This window comes from Latilactobacillus curvatus JCM 1096 = DSM 20019 (assembly GCF_004101845.1).
Classification (GTDB): Bacteria; Bacillota; Bacilli; order Lactobacillales; family Lactobacillaceae; genus Latilactobacillus; species Latilactobacillus curvatus.
In genome coordinates this window covers 846,386-861,660 of record NZ_CP026116.1, presented here as the reverse complement: position 1 = coordinate 861,660, position 15,275 = coordinate 846,386, and the positions used below count along the sequence as shown (strand labels likewise).

Here is a 15,275-nt window from a genome sequence, read left to right as displayed (position 1 = left end):
AGCGAATTTAAAATGGCAATCAACTTTAAAGATTACGTTGCAAGTGTGCCCAACTTCCCTGAAGAAGGTGTCACATTCCGTGACATCTCACCTTTGATGTCTGATGGTGAAGCATATGCAGCAGCAACCGACAAGATCGTCGAATACGCAAAGAGTAAAGGGGTCGAAATGATCGTTGGCCCTGAAGCCCGCGGATTCATCGTCGGCTGCCCAGTAGCTTACAAATTAGGCGTTGGTTTTGCACCAGCCCGTAAAAAAGGGAAGTTACCACGCGAAACCGTCTCAGCAAGTTACGGCTTGGAATACGGCGAATCAACATTATACATGCACAAAGACGCGGTCAAACCCGGTCAAAAAGTGTTGGTCACAGATGATTTACTCGCAACAGGCGGCACAATCGCCGCAACCATCAAAATGGTTGAAGAATTAGGTGGGATTGTTGTCGGAACAGCCTTTTTAATCGAACTAAACGATTTAAACGGTCGCGAAAAAATTAAAGACTACGATATCTTCAAATTAATGGATTATTAATGGATGTCTTTCTAAGCTGGGAGAGTCTGAGCATTAACTTAGGTTGGTGAATAACCGATGCAATCGGGTTGTTTGCGAGACGTGGCTAGACGGAAGAAATTGCATCAGAAAGCACGTTAAGAAAAAATGTAACGTCAGTCAGTCGCTAAACGTAAGGACCTGGCTGAAGGAACATGCTAAAAAAGGATTCGCCATAACGGCGAATCCTTTTTTGATAGCTACATTCTGTCGCGGTATAGGCCAACGACCTTACCTAAGATGCTAACTTCATTCAAAATAATGGGTTCAAATGTATCGTTTTCTGGTTGTAGCCGATAATGATCAGGTTCCTTGAAGAATCGTTTGCAAGTTGCTTCATCTTCAGCAGTCATTGCAATCACGATGTCACCGTTATCGGCAGTCGCTTGTTTACGAACGATCACTTCATCGCCGTCTAAAATTCCGGCATTAATCATACTTTCACCGCGAATCGTCAACATGAACAAATCTTGTTCAGTTTGTAGACTTGGTGGAATCGGGAAATAATCGGTCGCTTCTTCAACCGCTAAAATGGGCACCCCAGCTGTAACAACACCGAGAACCGGAATCTTCTTCTGTGATGCACCAATTGCTGTCAAACCAGCTGCTGTTAATTCAATGGCACGTGGTTTAGTCGGATCTTTTTGTAAAAAGCCTTTTTTCTCAAGGCGTGCTAAATGGCCATGAACGGTAGAAGTAGAGGATAAATTAACGGCTTCGCAAATTTCACGAACCGTTGGCGGATAACCTTTATCTTGAACGCGGTCATGGATAAAACGCAAGACCTCTAATTGCTTGGATTCTGTTCTCGTCATAAGAGCACCTCATTTGTTCTAATAGCTATATGTTAGCATACCTATAGCGGGATTTCAAACAAGCGTTCGTGTTTTTTGACATTTTACGGATTTTAGTCCAAAATAGACAAATAGGTTGAATTGGAGGGCAACAAGATGGCAATGGATCAAAAACGATTAGACCGAATTAATGAATTAGCACACAAAGCAAAAGCTGAAGGACTAACTGAAGCTGAAACAGCAGAACGTCAAACACTGCGCGATGCCTATTTAAAGGATTTCCGCGAAAGTTTCCGCTCACAAGTTGAGATGCTACAAGTGTATGACAAAGAAGGTAAGGAAGTCACTCCTGAAAAAGTGAAGGATATCCAACGGGAAAAAGGCTTGCGTGACGATTAATCTTAGAATTCCGCTTTCTTTTTAGGTTAATTATGTGTAAACTATTTAAGTGAACTGAATTAGGAAGGGGTGCATAAGATATGGGATTAGGCATTTTATTATTTGTCATTGGGGCTTTATTAGGCGCAGTCGCTGGTTTCTTTGGCGCACGTGCTTACATGAAGAAGTATTTCCAAGACAATCCACCAATTAACGAAGAAATGTTAAAGGCTATGATGATGCAAATGGGTCAAAAACCATCTGAAAAGAAATTAAATCAGATGATGAGCTCAATGAAAGCACAACAAAAACGTAGCAACAAAAAATAAAACAGTCAAGTCGGTTTTAAAAGGGTTTCTAACGAACAAGTCGTTTGTTAGAAGCTCTTTTTTTATCATAATAAGAACGGAAATACAAATGATTGTCCGGCTTAATTAAGATTGTTATAATAGGACTTATCGAATTTTAGAGGATAGGAGCACAACATGGGAATTTTTAAAAAACTAGGGTGGTATTTTAAACAAGAATACCGCCGCTATTTATGGGGCGTCATCTTTTTAGTCCTCGTGGCGATTGTCCAAATTGTGCCACCAAAAGTGATTGGGACCCTGGTTGATTTAATGGACGCCAAACAATTAACGGCCCAAAAATTAATCATGTGGCTCGGCGTCTTGTTAAGCGCAGCGATTTTACAATATATTTTTCGCTATGGTTGGCGGACCCGGATTTGGGGTGGCGCGGCTAAACTGGAACGGACATTGCGGAGTCGATTGTTCTGGCATTTCATGAAGATGGACACGACCTTCTTCCAAAAACATCGGACAGGTGACTTGATGGCACATGCCACGAATGATTTAACCGCGATTCAACAAGTGGCTGGTGCCGGTATTTTAACCTTTGCCGATTCAATCATCACTGGTGGGACAACGATTATTGCGATGGTGATTTTCGTTGACTGGCGCTTAACGTTGATGGCCTTGATTCCAATGCCCTTGTTGGCCGTTGCGTCACGACGGTTAGGTGCACATTTACACACAGCGTTTGGGCAATCACAGGCGGCTTTTTCACGGTTGAATGATAAAACCCAAGAGAGTGTCTCTGGGATTAAAGTCTTAAAAACGTTTGGCCAAGAAGAAGCTGATATTAAAGATTTCAACGAGATTGTCACGAAGACAATTGCGATTAATAAACGTGTGAATATGATTGATGGTTTATTTGATCCCGCCATCAGTTTGATTATCGGGTTAACGTACATTGTAACAATCATTTATGGCGGGACGTTGGTTATGAATCACAGCATTTCGATTGGTCAATTGATTTCGTTCATTAGTTATATCGCGGCGCTTGTTTGGCCAATGTTTGCGATTGGGCGCTTGTTCAACGTCTTGGAACGGGGCAATGCGAGTTATGATCGGGTTGATCAACTTTTGAAAGAAACCAGCACCATTGTCGAAGCACCGGATGCGATTCAAACACCAGCAACTGGCGATATTCATTATGCTGTTCAAAAATTTACGTACCCTGGCGACAAACAACCAACGCTCAAACAGGTGGCGTTCACTCTGCCACAAGGTAAAACGTTGGGCATTGTCGGAAAAGTTGGTTCGGGTAAAACCACACTGATTAAATTATTATTGCGTGAATATGATCAGTATCAAGGCGAGATTCAAATTGATGGTCACGATATCCGGGATTATTCGCTGGATGCGTTACTTGATAGTATCGGCTATGTGCCACAAGATAATTTCTTATTTTCAACGGATGTCCGCGACAATATTCGGTTTGCTGATTTTGACCGAAATCAAGCGGCGGTTGAAGATGCCGCGATTTCGAGTGCGGTGCATGATGATATTTTAACGTTTGTCCAAGGTTATGAAACGGTCGTTGGTGAACGTGGTGTGTCGTTATCTGGTGGGCAAAAACAACGAATTGCGATTGCGCGAGCGATTATGACTGATCCAGAAATTCTGATCTTAGATGATTCGCTATCAGCCGTTGATGCAAAGACTGAAGAAGCGATTTTAATGAATTTGAAAACGATGCGGGCTGATCAAACCACCATTATCACTGCTAATCGCTTGAGTAGTGTGATGCACGCCGATGAAATCATTGTCATGGATGACGGTCAAATCACCGAACGTGGGACACACGAAGCACTCCTTGCCGCAGATGGCTGGTACGCAGAGATGTGGTTGAAGCAACAATTAAGTCAAGCCTTAGGAGGTGCATAAGATGGCCAAGCAATATCAATCAGAATGGTCCAAGAAAGTTCCATTGAAAGAGCAATTGCACATCATGAAACGCCTCTTTGGTTATACGAAACGCTATAAACGCCAATTTATCGGCGCAATTGTGGCCGCCGCAGGTTTAGCGACCATCAATATTTTATTACCACGATTACTACAAGTCTTTATGGATCGTTACTTAACCAATCAGAGTGCGACCACCCAAGTTTTAATGGGGGTTGCGGCGTTGTACGGTTTAGGCGTGATTCTCAAAGCCATTACACAATTTTTCCAATCTTTCCTTTTTGGAATGGGTTCGGAACGCGCGATGGAAGATGTCCGGCGCGATTTATTTCAGAAGCTCCATCAACTCGGGATGCGTTATTTCGATCAGACGCCAGCAGGCTCGATTGTATCGCGGGTCACGAATGATACGATGACTTTGATTGATTATTGGAATGTTTTCTTATCCTTGTTAGTCGGTTCATTTTCAATCATTTCAGCGTTCATTGCGATGTGGTTAATTTCACCAAAAATTGCCCTTGCAACGGCAGCGTTTCTACCAATATTGTTAATTGTTATCTGGTATTACAGTAGTTACAGTGCGCGGGTTTACCGGCATATGCGTGAAAAATTGAGTCAGTTGAATACGAAACTCAACGAATCAATCGAAGGGATTACGATTATCCAACAATTCCGCCAGGAAAAACGGTTGACCGACGAATTCGAACAAGTTAACGCGGACTATTTAAAAACGCGCGAAGCGATGATTCGAACGAACTCGTTGTTGCTCGCACCAATTGTGAATTTACTCTATACACTGGCATTGGTCGTTGTCTTGAGCTTGTTTGGTGTCTCAGCCCTGCATAGCTTTGTCACGGCGGGTTTGGTTTATGCGTTCACAACCTATGTTGGGAACTTCTTTAATCCGATGACCAATATGATGGATTCTTTATCATCATTACAAGATGGAATGGTCGCTGGTCGCCGAATTTTCAGAATTCTCGATCAAGAAGAATATGCGCCAGCTCAAAATGCCGATGCTGCAAATGAAATTACTGAGGGTCGCGTCGAATTCAAGCATGTTTCGTTTTCATACGATGGGAAAAATGAAATTTTGCATGACATCTCATTTGTTGTTGAACCTGGACAAACTGTCGCCTTAGTTGGGCATACCGGTTCTGGGAAAAGTTCAATTATTAATGTCATGATGCGGTTCTATGAATTTTATGAAGGTCAGATTCTAATCGACGGACATGATATTCGGAGTCTTCAGACAGCAGAACTGCGCCGCAAGATGGGGCTTGTTCTACAAGATGCATTCATGTTTTATGGTGATGTCGCATCAAATATTCGATTATTTAATCAAGAGATTACAGATGCCCAAATTCGCGCAGCGGCTGAATTCGTGCAAGCTGATGACTTTATCGAACAATTACCTGGTCAATATCATGCTCGTGTAATTGAAGGTGGCGCTCAATTTTCAAGTGGACAACGCCAATTAATTTCGTTTGCGCGAACATTGGTTACAAATCCTAAAATCTTGGTCTTGGACGAAGCGACGGCTAATATCGATACGGAAACGGAATCGATGATTCAAACTGGTCTCGCTCGGTTACGTCAAGGACGTACAAGTATTGCCATCGCGCACCGTCTATCGACGATTCGCGATGCTGAATTAATCTTGGTTTTAGATCAAGGGCAGATTGTCGAACGGGGTAATCATGATAGCTTAGTGGCTCAAAAAGGACGTTATTATGAAATGTATCAACTCCAAAATGGTGGCAGTGAAGAATAAGCAGTTTCAAAAAAACACGACTATTATTATTGCGGAGTAAATCGGGAGGAATTTAGCACATGAAGAAAAGACGCTGGCTGAAATGGTCGTTAATTAGCGTTGTTGTCTTAGTGGTGGTAGCACTATTTGGTGCCACTATGTATATGTATCAATACGCATTTGTACCGGGGCAAAAATCATTTTTAAATGGTGGTAAGCCAACGAAAGTCTATCAAGACAATCAACGTTGGTTAAAAAATGTTAAACAATCAAAGTGGCATCAACAATCTGCCACAGATGATTTAAAATTGGCGGCAATTTATGTGCCAGCAACAAAACCTACGAACAAAATAATTTTAGTTGCGCACGGCTATATGGGTAAAAAAGAGGATATGGCACGCTATATTCACATGTATCACGATCTTGGCTACAACGTTCTCGCGCCGGATGACCGTGCAGCAGGTGAATCGGAAGGCGATGCCATTGGCTATGGTTGGACGGATCGCTTGGATTACGTCAAGTGGGCCCAAAAAATTGTCGCTACCAACGGACAGGATAGTCAAATTGCCCTTTTCGGGGTCAGCATGGGTGGCGCGACCGTCATGTTTACCGCGGGTGAAAAATTACCTAAGCAGGTGAAAGCGGTGATTGAAGATTGTGGGTATAATAGCATCGCTGACGAACTCGCTTACCAACTAAACGATCTCTTTGGATTGCCGAAATTCCCGTTATTTTACACAACGAATTGGATGGCACGGGTTCGCGCCGGCTATAACTTTAATGATGGCGATACTGCTAAGAGTTTAGCTAACTCGAAATTGCCAATCTTCATGATCCATGGCGATCAAGATAAATTTGTACCAACCAAAATGGTGTATACAAATTACAAAGCGGCGCATGCACCTAAACAACTCTGGGTGGTTCCGGGGGCAGCTCATGGTGAAGCCTTGGCTACAGATCCAACAACCTATCGTAATAAAGTTGCGCAATTTTTAAATGAATATCTTCAATAAGTCTGTTTAATTGTATTTTGAAGTCGATTTGGTGTGATAGATATATAAATATATTGATATCGCTAATCCGTTAGGTGAGGCTCCTATATGAACAAACGCTGCTACTCAGAAACATCGAGAGATGCCAATTGAGTCAACAGAAACTGCCCTGAAGGCTTTTTCTAATGTAGCTGAACAAAGTTCTACGTCATATAGTGCTAAAGCTCAACGATTGGAATGGCTTGTTTTTCTTGTGAGGCATCCTTTCTTTGAGGATGCCTTTTTTATGCGGATCAGCTGCGAATGGGAGGGATTACGATGGCTAAGACAATTAAAATGACACTCAATCAGATTAATCAATTAACGCCAAAAGCGAGTTTAGAACATTTCGAAACTGACAAGAAGGGGTTATCACGGCAGCAACGAACAGCACGGTTACAAACCTATGGGGAAAATACGATTCAAAAGCGGCAACAGCGTTCGTTATTGCGAGCTAGTTGGCAGAGCGTGCAAGATCCGTTTATCGGCGTATTAGCCGTCTTAATGATCATCTCCTGGCTCAGTCGAGATATTGATGGCGCGATAGTTATGTTAATCATGATTGTTGTGTCTAGTAGCATTCGATTCGTGCAAGAGCGCAAGTCCGAGCAAGCGAGCATTGCTTTACAAGCGATGTTGGCAAAGACCAGCCGGGTTGTAATTGAGGGTCAACCAACTGAAGTTGCCGCACAAAGTCTGGTACCTGGGGATATTGTGCAGCTGCAGACGGGGGATTTGGTGAATGCTGATTTAAAAATTCTGGCGAGCCATGATTTACAAATTAATCAATCTTCTTTGACGGGTGAATCAAAACCCGTGAGCAAACGCATAACAGCGTAAGCAACTGACGTAATGAATGCGGCGGATATGGCGAGTTTATTGCTGATGGGCAGCACCGTTGTCAATGGGCAAGCTACCGCGTTAGTGATTGCCACGGGTCAAGCGACTTGCTTTAGCGCAATTGTGACTACTGAACCTAAGTCGCGACCGAATCAATTTGATGCAGGGTTAAAACACATCAGTTGGTTATTAATTCGCATGATGCTCGTTTTGGTGCCCTTTGTATTTGTGATTAATGGTGTGACTAAGGGAGATTGGCAACAGTCGTTTTTCTTTGCGATTGCAGTGGCAGTTGGTTTGACACCGGAGATGTTACCGATGATCGTCAATAGTAATCTGGCGAAAGGCAGTGTCGTTTTAAGTCAACAACAGGTCATCGTAAAGCAGTTAAAAGCCATTCAGAATCTCGGGGCGATGTCGGTTTTATGTACGGATAAAACGGGGACGTTGACGGAAGATCATATTAAATTGATGTACTATGCAGATATTTTAGGAAAGCGGGATGTGCAAGTTTTGCGATTAGCATATTTGAACGCCAAGGGTCAATCCGGCTGGCAGAACCTTCTGGATGAAGCGATTATTCATTACTATGAACAAGACCAAACCAATGATGACTTTCCATATTAAAAATTGGGCGAGATTCCATTTAATTTCGAGCGGCGGCGGCTAACGGTCTGGCTCAAAAACCATGCAGGTAATCAATTAGTGCCAAAAGGGGCCTTTGAAGAAGTGCTAGCAATGTGTTCCCAAGTCAGGTTAGCGGATCAGATTGAGCCGTTGACTGAAGTGCAAAAGCAGAACCTAGTGGCAGTGCATGATCGTTTGGCACAACAAGGGATGCGGATGCTGGCGGTTGCTTATCAAGATGAGTTAGCAGAGACGGCATCAATTGACCGCGTTGGTAATCAAGGTTTGATTTTCGCCGGCTTTTTGGGCTTTTTGGACCCACCAAAACAATCAGCTATCTCGGCAATTCAACAACTACAAGCTCATCAAGTGGCGGTCAAAATTTTAACGGGTGACAGTGCTTTAACGACGCAGCAAGTTGCCCAAAAAGTGGGCATTCAGAATCTAGCTGTGACCACTGGTGAGATGTTAGAGACGTTAACGGATGCACAAGTCAGTGAGCTATTAACCGAGCAAGCATTATTTGCCAAATTGGCTCCACTTCAAAAAGCGCGTTTAATCCGTTTATTATAAGCACAAGGGGAAGTCGTCGGTTTCATAGGCGATGGCATTAATGATACGACAGCTTTGAAACAAGCAGATGTCGGGATTTCAGTTGATAATGCCGCAGACCTCACAAAGGATGCTAGCGATGTAATCCTACTGGAAAAAGATTTGAATGTTTTAGAACACGGGGTGCTTGAAGGACGGAGAGTCTTTATCAATATGTATAAGTACATTCGGATTACGTTAGCTTCTAATCTAGGAAATGTTTTGAGCGTGCTGGTTGCCAGCATCTGTTTACCATTTTTACCAATGTTGTCACTGCAAATTCTTGTCCAGAATTTACTGTATGATGTCGCCCAACTCTGGTTACCTTGGGATCGGGTTGCTGAAGATCAATTGCGCCAACCAACACAGTGGGCAACTAAAGGCTTACTGAAGAGTGCGTTTATTCTAGGACCGTTGAGCTCAATGGTTGATATTTTAACGTTTGCGATTCTCTGGTTTGGATTTGGCCTGCAAACATCAGCTCAACAGGGGGCTTTCCAAGCGAGTTGGTTCGTCGTTGGTTTATTGACGCAGATGCTAGTGGTTTATGTATTACGGACACCAGCATCACCGTTCAAGGATCACGCAAATTGGCGTGTTTACTTGGGGAGTTTAATCAGTTTGTTAATTGGAGGTATTCTGGTATTGACACCGCTTAGACAAGCCGTTGATTTCCAAGCGATTCCAACACAATTTGGCTGGATTGCAGTGGCATTAGTTACGGTCTATCTATTGGTGACGAATGCGGTTAAGAATTTAACGCGTTAAAAAAACTGCTAGATGATATCATCTAGCAGTTTTTTGTTATTATTTTTTATCAGGTAGTTCATATTTAAAATCAGGGTTAATTTCGTGGTCAATTTGGTCAAATGCAGCTTGCATTTGATGATTGACGATTTCTAAGTTTTCTTCGTTGAGTTTTAATTTCGGATCGATTGGGATTGGTTCACCAAAACGAATCGTAATCTTTTTCCGTTTTAAAACATCAGAGAATTTTAATGGTCCTTGGTAGACTGCTGGTACGAGTGGGACCCGCGCCATCTTGGCAATTACGACCGCGCCGCCTTTAAGTTCGCTTGAATAGCGGCTACCAGTGGGGAACATGATTAACGAAAGTTCTTTTGAGCGAAGGGCTTTTACTGGCGTTTTAATCGCCGATGGACCAGGATTTGTTCGGTTCACAGGAAATGCGTTTGCGTGGGTTAAGATGAAGCGTAAAATTGGGTTTTTAAAGAGTTCTTCTTTAGCCATGAACGTGAACTTTCGGGGACTAGCAGCAAGTGCGAAGAAGATTGGATCCCACCAAGTCCGGTGCGGGCCAACTAAAACATAAGTCCCTTCGGGCAGGGCTTCTTTATTTTCGACCTTCAAATTGCCATTCAATAACCAGGCTAAAATGCGGACGATAAAACGTGCAAATGAGAAAAACATAGTTTAGATTCCTTTCAAACGTGACTAGTATCTGCTCATTATACCAAATAATGATACTCTTTGTTATAATATGCCTAAATACAAATGAGGTTGAAGGTAGAACGATGTTAAAAGCAGATGAGCGAATTGACCAATTATTTCGCTTAGATATTCAGATTATTCAAAGCCCATCCGTCTTTTCCTATTCGATGGATGCGGTGTTGTTAGCCGACTTTGCCCAGTTACCAAAACGCGGGACGATTGTCGATTTGTGCGCAGGCAATGGGGCGGTTGGATTATTCATGAGTCCCAAAACAAATGGTCAAATTATCGGTGTTGAACTTCAAGAACGGTTGGCCGACATGGCACAACGGTCAATTGAATTAAATGACTTAACCGACCAGGTGACAATGCTCAATATGGATTTGAAAGACGTTAACACTAAGATTCATAAGGACAGCGTCGATATTGTGACCTGTAATCCACCATATTTTAAGGTTGAACCCAATAGTCAAAAAAATCCCAATCAACATCTGGCACTGGCGCGGCATGAGATTGCAACGGACTTACGCACTGTGGTTCAAACCATGAGTGGCCTGTTAAAGATGAATGGTAAAGGGTATTTAGTCCACCGTCCCGAACGGTTCTTAGAAATCTGTGACGAACTACGCGCCGCACGCATGGAACCCAAACGCGTCCGGTTTGTTTATCCCAAAGCAGGCAAAGAAGCGAATATGGTGTTAATTGAAGCGGTCAAAGATGGTAAAAAAGGGGGCTTACGAATGCTTCCGGAACTGACGATTTATGACCAAGACAGCCACTATACACCAGAGATGCGCACGAAGTTATTCATGGCTGACAATGACTGAGAAGGCTTATTATTTTTACGTATTAGTCTGCGCCGATCATAGTTTTTATGGGGGGTTCACGACCGACGTTACCAAACGCGTTGCCACGCACAATGCTGGCAAAGGTGCGAAGTACACAAAATTGCGCCGACCAGTGCGGTTATTATATTTTGAAACGTTTAGTGATAAATCGGCGGCGCTTAAAGCAGAGTATGCGTTCAAACATCAACCCCGCCGCAAAAAAGAACAATATTTAATGGAACATGGCATTTCAAGAACTCAATTTTAGAATGGAGAGACCAATATGCAACCTAAGTTAGTTGTCGATCAACACATTCATTTACAACCTGTGACGGAAGCGGATGCGCCGGCGTTATTTCAGTTAGTGGATCAAAATCGCGTCAATCTCGATACTTGGTTACCATGGGTGGGCGATATCGAATCAGTGGCCGATGAACTTGGCTTTTTAAAATATGCGCAACAACAAATGGCAAACCAGGAACTTTGGATGGCAACGATTTGGGATGACCACCAGTTAGTTGGTACGATTGATGTCCACAATATTGACGACTTGAATCGTGCGGGTGAAGTTGGCTATTGGTTAGATGAAGCTTTCCGCGGACGAGGTGTCATGCATCGCGCACTAGCCGCCATTGAACAATACGCGGCCAGTGAATTGGAACTTGACCAGTTGAGTATCATTGCTGCACACGAAAACGTGGCGAGTCAGCAAGTCGCGCTAAAAGCGGGCTATCGAGCGGTTGAAACAGTGAGTGGCGTTACCTCAGTGAGCCACCAACCACAAGATGCAACCCGTTATCAGAAACAATTGGGCGGCATGTAAGTTCTTGTTGACGCGCCTTGTTATTTTTAGTATACTTTTAAACGGTATTTCAATACCAAAAAATAATTCACACTGGTTGATTTCTAGAGAGGTGCTTGGCGACAAGTTCTCTAAAAAAGTGAAACCAGTGGTCGAAAAAAACCATATGGAGGTCTGTTGACATGGCTGTATTGTCAATGAAACAATTATTAGAAGCGGGTGTTCACTTCGGTCACCAAACACGTCGTTGGAACCCAAAAATGAAGAAATTTATCTTTACTGAAAGAAATGGTATCTACATCATCGACTTGCAAAAGACAGTTCGCATGGTTGACGATGCTTATGACTTCGTTAAAGAAGAAGCTGCTAATGAAGGTGTATTCTTATTCGTTGGTACTAAGAAACAAGCACAAGATGCAATTGCTGAAGAATCAGTACGTGCAGGCCAATACTTTGTAAACCACCGTTGGTTAGGTGGGACTTTGACTAACTGGGACACAATCCAAAAACGGATCAAACGTCTTAAAGAAATCAAAGCAATGGACGAAGATGGTACATTCGATCGTTTACCTAAGAAAGAAGTTGCCTTGTTGAAGAAACAACAAGAAAAACTCGAAAAATTCTTAGGCGGTATCGAAGATATGCCTCGCATCCCAGACGTAATGTTCGTTGTTGATCCTCGTAAAGAACGCATTGCTATCAAGGAAGCACAAAAATTAAATATCCCAGTCGTTGCTATGGTTGATACTAACTCAGATCCTGATGATATTGATGTTATTATCCCATCAAACGATGACGCTATCCGCGCTGTTCGTTTAATCACAGCTAAAATGGCTGATGCTATCATCGAAGGCCGTCAAGGTGAAGATGATGTTGAAGAAGCTACATTTGCTGCAGAAAACAAATCAGTAGACTCAATGGAAGAAATCGTTGAAGCAGTTGAAGGCGACAACGATACTAACACTGACGCTAAATAGTAGATTCAAATAAGCTGTCTTAGAGGTTTCGCAAATACTGCCTGACTTGTGGGACAGCTTTTTTTAAACCAATTATATTGAATATAAATTGTCGGAGGTATGAATTATGGCTGAAATTAAAGCTGCTCAAGTAATGGAATTACGTAAGAAAACTGGCGTTGGGATCATGGACGCTAAAAAAGCCCTTGTAGAAAGTAACGGCGACGTTGCTCAAGCAATCGATGCTTTACGTGAAAAAGGGATGGCAAAGGCTGCTAAGAAGAGCGACCGCATTGCTGCTGAAGGTTTAGCAGGCATCGCCATCGATGGTAACACTGCTGCAATCGTTGAAGTGAACTCAGAAACTGACTTCGTTGCTTCAAACGATCAATTCAAAGCTTTATTGAAAGATATTGCTGAAACAATCGCTAAAAACAAACCAGCTGACATGGCAGCTGCAGAAGCATTACCAATGGGCGAAGGCACAATTGCTAGCTCAGTAATCAACTTAACTGCTGTTATCGGCGAAAAGATCAGCTTCCGTCGTTTCGAATTAGTTGAAAAAAATGATGGCGATCACTTTGGCGCATACCTACACAATGGTGGCCAAATCGCTTCATTAGTTACTTTAGAAGGTGCTGACGATGAAGCAGCTCATGACGTTGCAATGCACGTTTCAGCTGTTAACCCTCAATACGTTTCTCGTGAAGATGTTCCTGCTGAAACATTGGATCACGAACGTGAAGTATTAACTGAAGAAACAAAGAACGAAGGCAAACCAGAAAACATCATTCCTAAGATCGTTGAAGGCCGTGTTAACAAGTTCTTGTCAGAAATCAGCTTGAACGACCAAGCTTTCATCAAAGACTCAGATCAAACTGTTGCACAATTTGTTGCATCTAAGAACGGTAGCGTTAAAGGTTTCGTTCGTTTCACAGTTGGTGAAGGGATCGAGAAAAAAGAAAATAACTTTGTTGATGAAGTCATGGGCCAAATCAAATAAGCTTATTTTGCTTCAAAAAGGGAACGCAATTTGCGCTCCTTTTTTTTGCAGTTTTACGATAATTCAGAATCGCATACCCAAATAACTTATTAAATATGGTAAAATGAGCCTAGTAATCAACGGAGGGATATCAATCATGTCAAATACAAAATACAAACGCATCGTCTTAAAAGTGAGTGGTGAAGCACTTGCTGGCGACCAAGGTTTCGGAATTAACCCTGAAATTGTTAAAGTAGTCGCAAACGAAATCAAATCAGTTCACGATTTAGGGGTTCAAATTGCCATTGTCTGTGGCGGTGGGAACATCTGGCGTGGTGTGACTGGTGAACAAATGGGCATGGAACGTGCGCAAGCCGATTATATGGGCATGATGGCAACGGTCATGAATGCTTTAGCTTTACAAGATAACTTAGAGAGCATTGGTGTCCCAACGCGTGTGCAAACATCAATTGAAATGCGTCAAATCGCAGAACCTTATATCCGTCGGAAGGCTGTTCGTCATTTAGAAAAAGGCCGCGTTGTGATTTTTGCTGGTGGGACAGGGAACCCTTACTTCTCAACAGATACAACGGCTGCATTACGAGCTGCTGAAATTGATGCAGATGTGATCTTGATGGCTAAGAACAACGTTGATGGTGTTTACTCTGCTGATCCTAACACTGATTCAAGTGCCGTTAAATTCGACACATTAACACATTTAGATATTATCAACAAAGGCTTGCAAGTGATGGATTCAACTGCAAGTACTTTATCAATGGACAATGATATCCCATTGGTAGTCTTCAACTTAAACGAACCAAACAATATCAAAAAAGTTGTTGAAGGTGCCAACATCGGGACAACGATCGAAGGAGGAGAATAATATGGCAAATCCAATTTTAGATGAAGCAAAAGCAAGCATGGAAAAAGCAGAAGCTTCATTACAAAGAACATTAGGCCAAATTCGTGCTGGTCGCGCGAATGCAAGCTTGGTCAACCGCGTGAATGTTGAGTATTACGGTGCAATGACACCACTTAACCAAATCGCCGCAATTACAGTCCCAGAAGCACGGGTCTTGTTGATTACCCCTTATGACAAGGGTGCGCTTGAAGATATCGAAAAAGCTCTTTATACAGCTGATTTAGGGATTTCACCAGCCAACGATGGCTCAGTAATCCGTTTAGTAATTCCACAATTAACTGGTGAACGTCGGAAGGAAATTGCTAAAGAAGTTGGTAAAGAAGCTGAAATCGGCAAAGTTGCCATCAGAAATGCACGTCGTGATGCAATGGACAGCTTGAAAAAAGCTGAAAAAGCAAGCGAGATTAGTGAAGATGAAATGCATGATTTAGAAGAACAAGTTCAAAAATTGACGAATGAAGCAACGAAGAAGATTGACGAAATCGCCAAGAACAAAGAAAAAGAAATCACAGAAGGTTAATC

Annotated in this window: 19 protein-coding genes, 1 pseudogene and 1 riboswitch; of the genes and pseudogenes, 18 read left to right on the top strand and 2 right to left on the bottom strand. The window is 42.6% G+C overall.

Annotated elements, in window-relative coordinates:
- The first annotated feature begins 12 nt into the window (after nucleotides 1-12).
- Complete coding sequence (locus LCU_RS04525; protein ID WP_004270038.1) at nucleotides 13-531, top strand: adenine phosphoribosyltransferase; 519 nt, start codon at nucleotides 13-15, stop codon at nucleotides 529-531.
- A 218-nt stretch (nucleotides 532-749) separates the two neighbouring features.
- On the opposite strand, the gene lexA is transcribed toward LCU_RS04525, so the two are convergent.
- Nucleotides 750-1,364: a transcriptional repressor LexA gene (lexA, locus tag LCU_RS04520; RefSeq protein WP_039098729.1), complete on the bottom strand. Its 615-nt coding sequence runs from the start codon at nucleotides 1,362-1,364 to the stop codon at nucleotides 750-752.
- Nucleotides 1,365-1,499: 135 nt separating this feature from the next.
- On the opposite strand from lexA, the gene LCU_RS04515 reads away from it, so the two are divergent.
- From LCU_RS04515 to LCU_RS10070, 10 genes and pseudogenes are all read left to right on the top strand, one after another.
- Nucleotides 1,500-1,742, top strand: a complete 243-nt coding sequence (locus tag LCU_RS04515) for a DUF896 domain-containing protein (RefSeq protein ID WP_004270057.1) — start codon at nucleotides 1,500-1,502, stop codon at nucleotides 1,740-1,742.
- Between the two features lie 80 nt (nucleotides 1,743-1,822).
- A complete protein-coding gene (locus tag LCU_RS04510) occupies nucleotides 1,823-2,050 on the top strand; it encodes a YneF family protein (RefSeq protein WP_004270078.1) in 228 nt (75 codons plus the stop codon).
- A gap of 156 nt (nucleotides 2,051-2,206) precedes the next feature.
- On the top strand, nucleotides 2,207-3,952 hold the full coding sequence (locus tag LCU_RS04505) for an ABC transporter ATP-binding protein (RefSeq protein WP_054644335.1): 1,746 nt from the start codon (nucleotides 2,207-2,209) through the stop codon (nucleotides 3,950-3,952).
- A 1-nt stretch (nucleotide 3,953) separates the two neighbouring features.
- On the top strand, nucleotides 3,954-5,744 hold the full coding sequence (locus LCU_RS04500; RefSeq protein WP_004270058.1) for an ABC transporter ATP-binding protein: 1,791 nt from the start codon (nucleotides 3,954-3,956) through the stop codon (nucleotides 5,742-5,744).
- Nucleotides 5,745-5,803: 59 nt separating this feature from the next.
- Complete coding sequence (locus LCU_RS04495; RefSeq protein ID WP_056966773.1) at nucleotides 5,804-6,736, top strand: alpha/beta hydrolase; 933 nt, start codon at nucleotides 5,804-5,806, stop codon at nucleotides 6,734-6,736.
- A 59-nt stretch (nucleotides 6,737-6,795) separates the two neighbouring features.
- Nucleotides 6,796-6,959, top strand: a riboswitch (M-box (ykoK) riboswitch).
- 74 nt (nucleotides 6,960-7,033) lie between these two features.
- Nucleotides 7,034-7,594, top strand: coding sequence for a P-type ATPase actuator domain-containing protein (locus tag LCU_RS10255; protein WP_054644336.1), 561 nt, complete (start codon nucleotides 7,034-7,036; stop codon nucleotides 7,592-7,594).
- A gap of 27 nt (nucleotides 7,595-7,621) precedes the next feature.
- The gene (locus LCU_RS10250; protein ID WP_004270054.1) at nucleotides 7,622-8,221 is read left to right on the top strand and encodes an HAD-IC family P-type ATPase; all 600 of its coding nucleotides are present in this window, start codon (nucleotides 7,622-7,624) and stop codon (nucleotides 8,219-8,221) included.
- A gap of 3 nt (nucleotides 8,222-8,224) precedes the next feature.
- On the top strand, nucleotides 8,225-8,794 hold the full coding sequence (locus LCU_RS10075; protein ID WP_054644338.1) for an HAD family hydrolase: 570 nt from the start codon (nucleotides 8,225-8,227) through the stop codon (nucleotides 8,792-8,794).
- Nucleotides 8,795-8,809: 15 nt separating this feature from the next.
- Nucleotides 8,810-9,073: pseudogene (locus LCU_RS10155) on the top strand (HAD-IC family P-type ATPase); the annotation flags it as partial.
- A gap of 3 nt (nucleotides 9,074-9,076) precedes the next feature.
- Complete coding sequence (locus LCU_RS10070; RefSeq protein ID WP_255313584.1) at nucleotides 9,077-9,580, top strand: cation transporting ATPase C-terminal domain-containing protein; 504 nt, start codon at nucleotides 9,077-9,079, stop codon at nucleotides 9,578-9,580.
- Between the two features lie 39 nt (nucleotides 9,581-9,619).
- Here LCU_RS10070 and LCU_RS04485 read toward each other — a convergent pair whose 3' ends face one another.
- Nucleotides 9,620-10,243 carry a lysophospholipid acyltransferase family protein gene (locus tag LCU_RS04485; RefSeq protein WP_056966576.1) on the bottom strand — a complete coding sequence of 208 codons (624 nt, stop codon included), beginning with the start codon at nucleotides 10,241-10,243 and terminating at the stop codon, nucleotides 9,620-9,622.
- Between the two features lie 104 nt (nucleotides 10,244-10,347).
- On the opposite strand from LCU_RS04485, the gene LCU_RS04480 reads away from it, so the two are divergent.
- From LCU_RS04480 to frr, 7 genes are all read left to right on the top strand, one after another.
- Nucleotides 10,348-11,091: a tRNA1(Val) (adenine(37)-N6)-methyltransferase gene (locus LCU_RS04480; RefSeq protein WP_004270062.1), complete on the top strand. Its 744-nt coding sequence runs from the start codon at nucleotides 10,348-10,350 to the stop codon at nucleotides 11,089-11,091.
- Nucleotides 11,084-11,359: a GIY-YIG nuclease family protein gene (locus LCU_RS04475; protein ID WP_004265409.1), complete on the top strand. Its 276-nt coding sequence runs from the start codon at nucleotides 11,084-11,086 to the stop codon at nucleotides 11,357-11,359. Before LCU_RS04480 ends, LCU_RS04475 begins: the two co-directional genes overlap by 8 nt.
- 15 nt (nucleotides 11,360-11,374) lie before the next feature.
- Nucleotides 11,375-11,914, top strand: coding sequence for a GNAT family N-acetyltransferase (locus LCU_RS04470; RefSeq protein WP_054644341.1), 540 nt, complete (start codon nucleotides 11,375-11,377; stop codon nucleotides 11,912-11,914).
- Between the two features lie 161 nt (nucleotides 11,915-12,075).
- Nucleotides 12,076-12,870, top strand: coding sequence for a 30S ribosomal protein S2 (gene rpsB / locus LCU_RS04465; RefSeq protein WP_054644342.1), 795 nt, complete (start codon nucleotides 12,076-12,078; stop codon nucleotides 12,868-12,870).
- A 106-nt stretch (nucleotides 12,871-12,976) separates the two neighbouring features.
- Nucleotides 12,977-13,852: a translation elongation factor Ts gene (gene tsf / locus LCU_RS04460; RefSeq protein WP_004270050.1), complete on the top strand. Its 876-nt coding sequence runs from the start codon at nucleotides 12,977-12,979 to the stop codon at nucleotides 13,850-13,852.
- A 136-nt stretch (nucleotides 13,853-13,988) separates the two neighbouring features.
- Entirely contained in the window at nucleotides 13,989-14,714 is a 726-nt protein-coding gene (gene pyrH / locus LCU_RS04455; protein WP_004265421.1) for a UMP kinase, read from the top strand.
- Nucleotide 14,715: 1 nt separating this feature from the next.
- On the top strand, nucleotides 14,716-15,273 hold the full coding sequence (gene frr, locus LCU_RS04450) for a ribosome recycling factor (RefSeq protein ID WP_004265410.1): 558 nt from the start codon (nucleotides 14,716-14,718) through the stop codon (nucleotides 15,271-15,273).
- The last annotated feature ends 2 nt before the right edge of the window (nucleotides 15,274-15,275 follow it).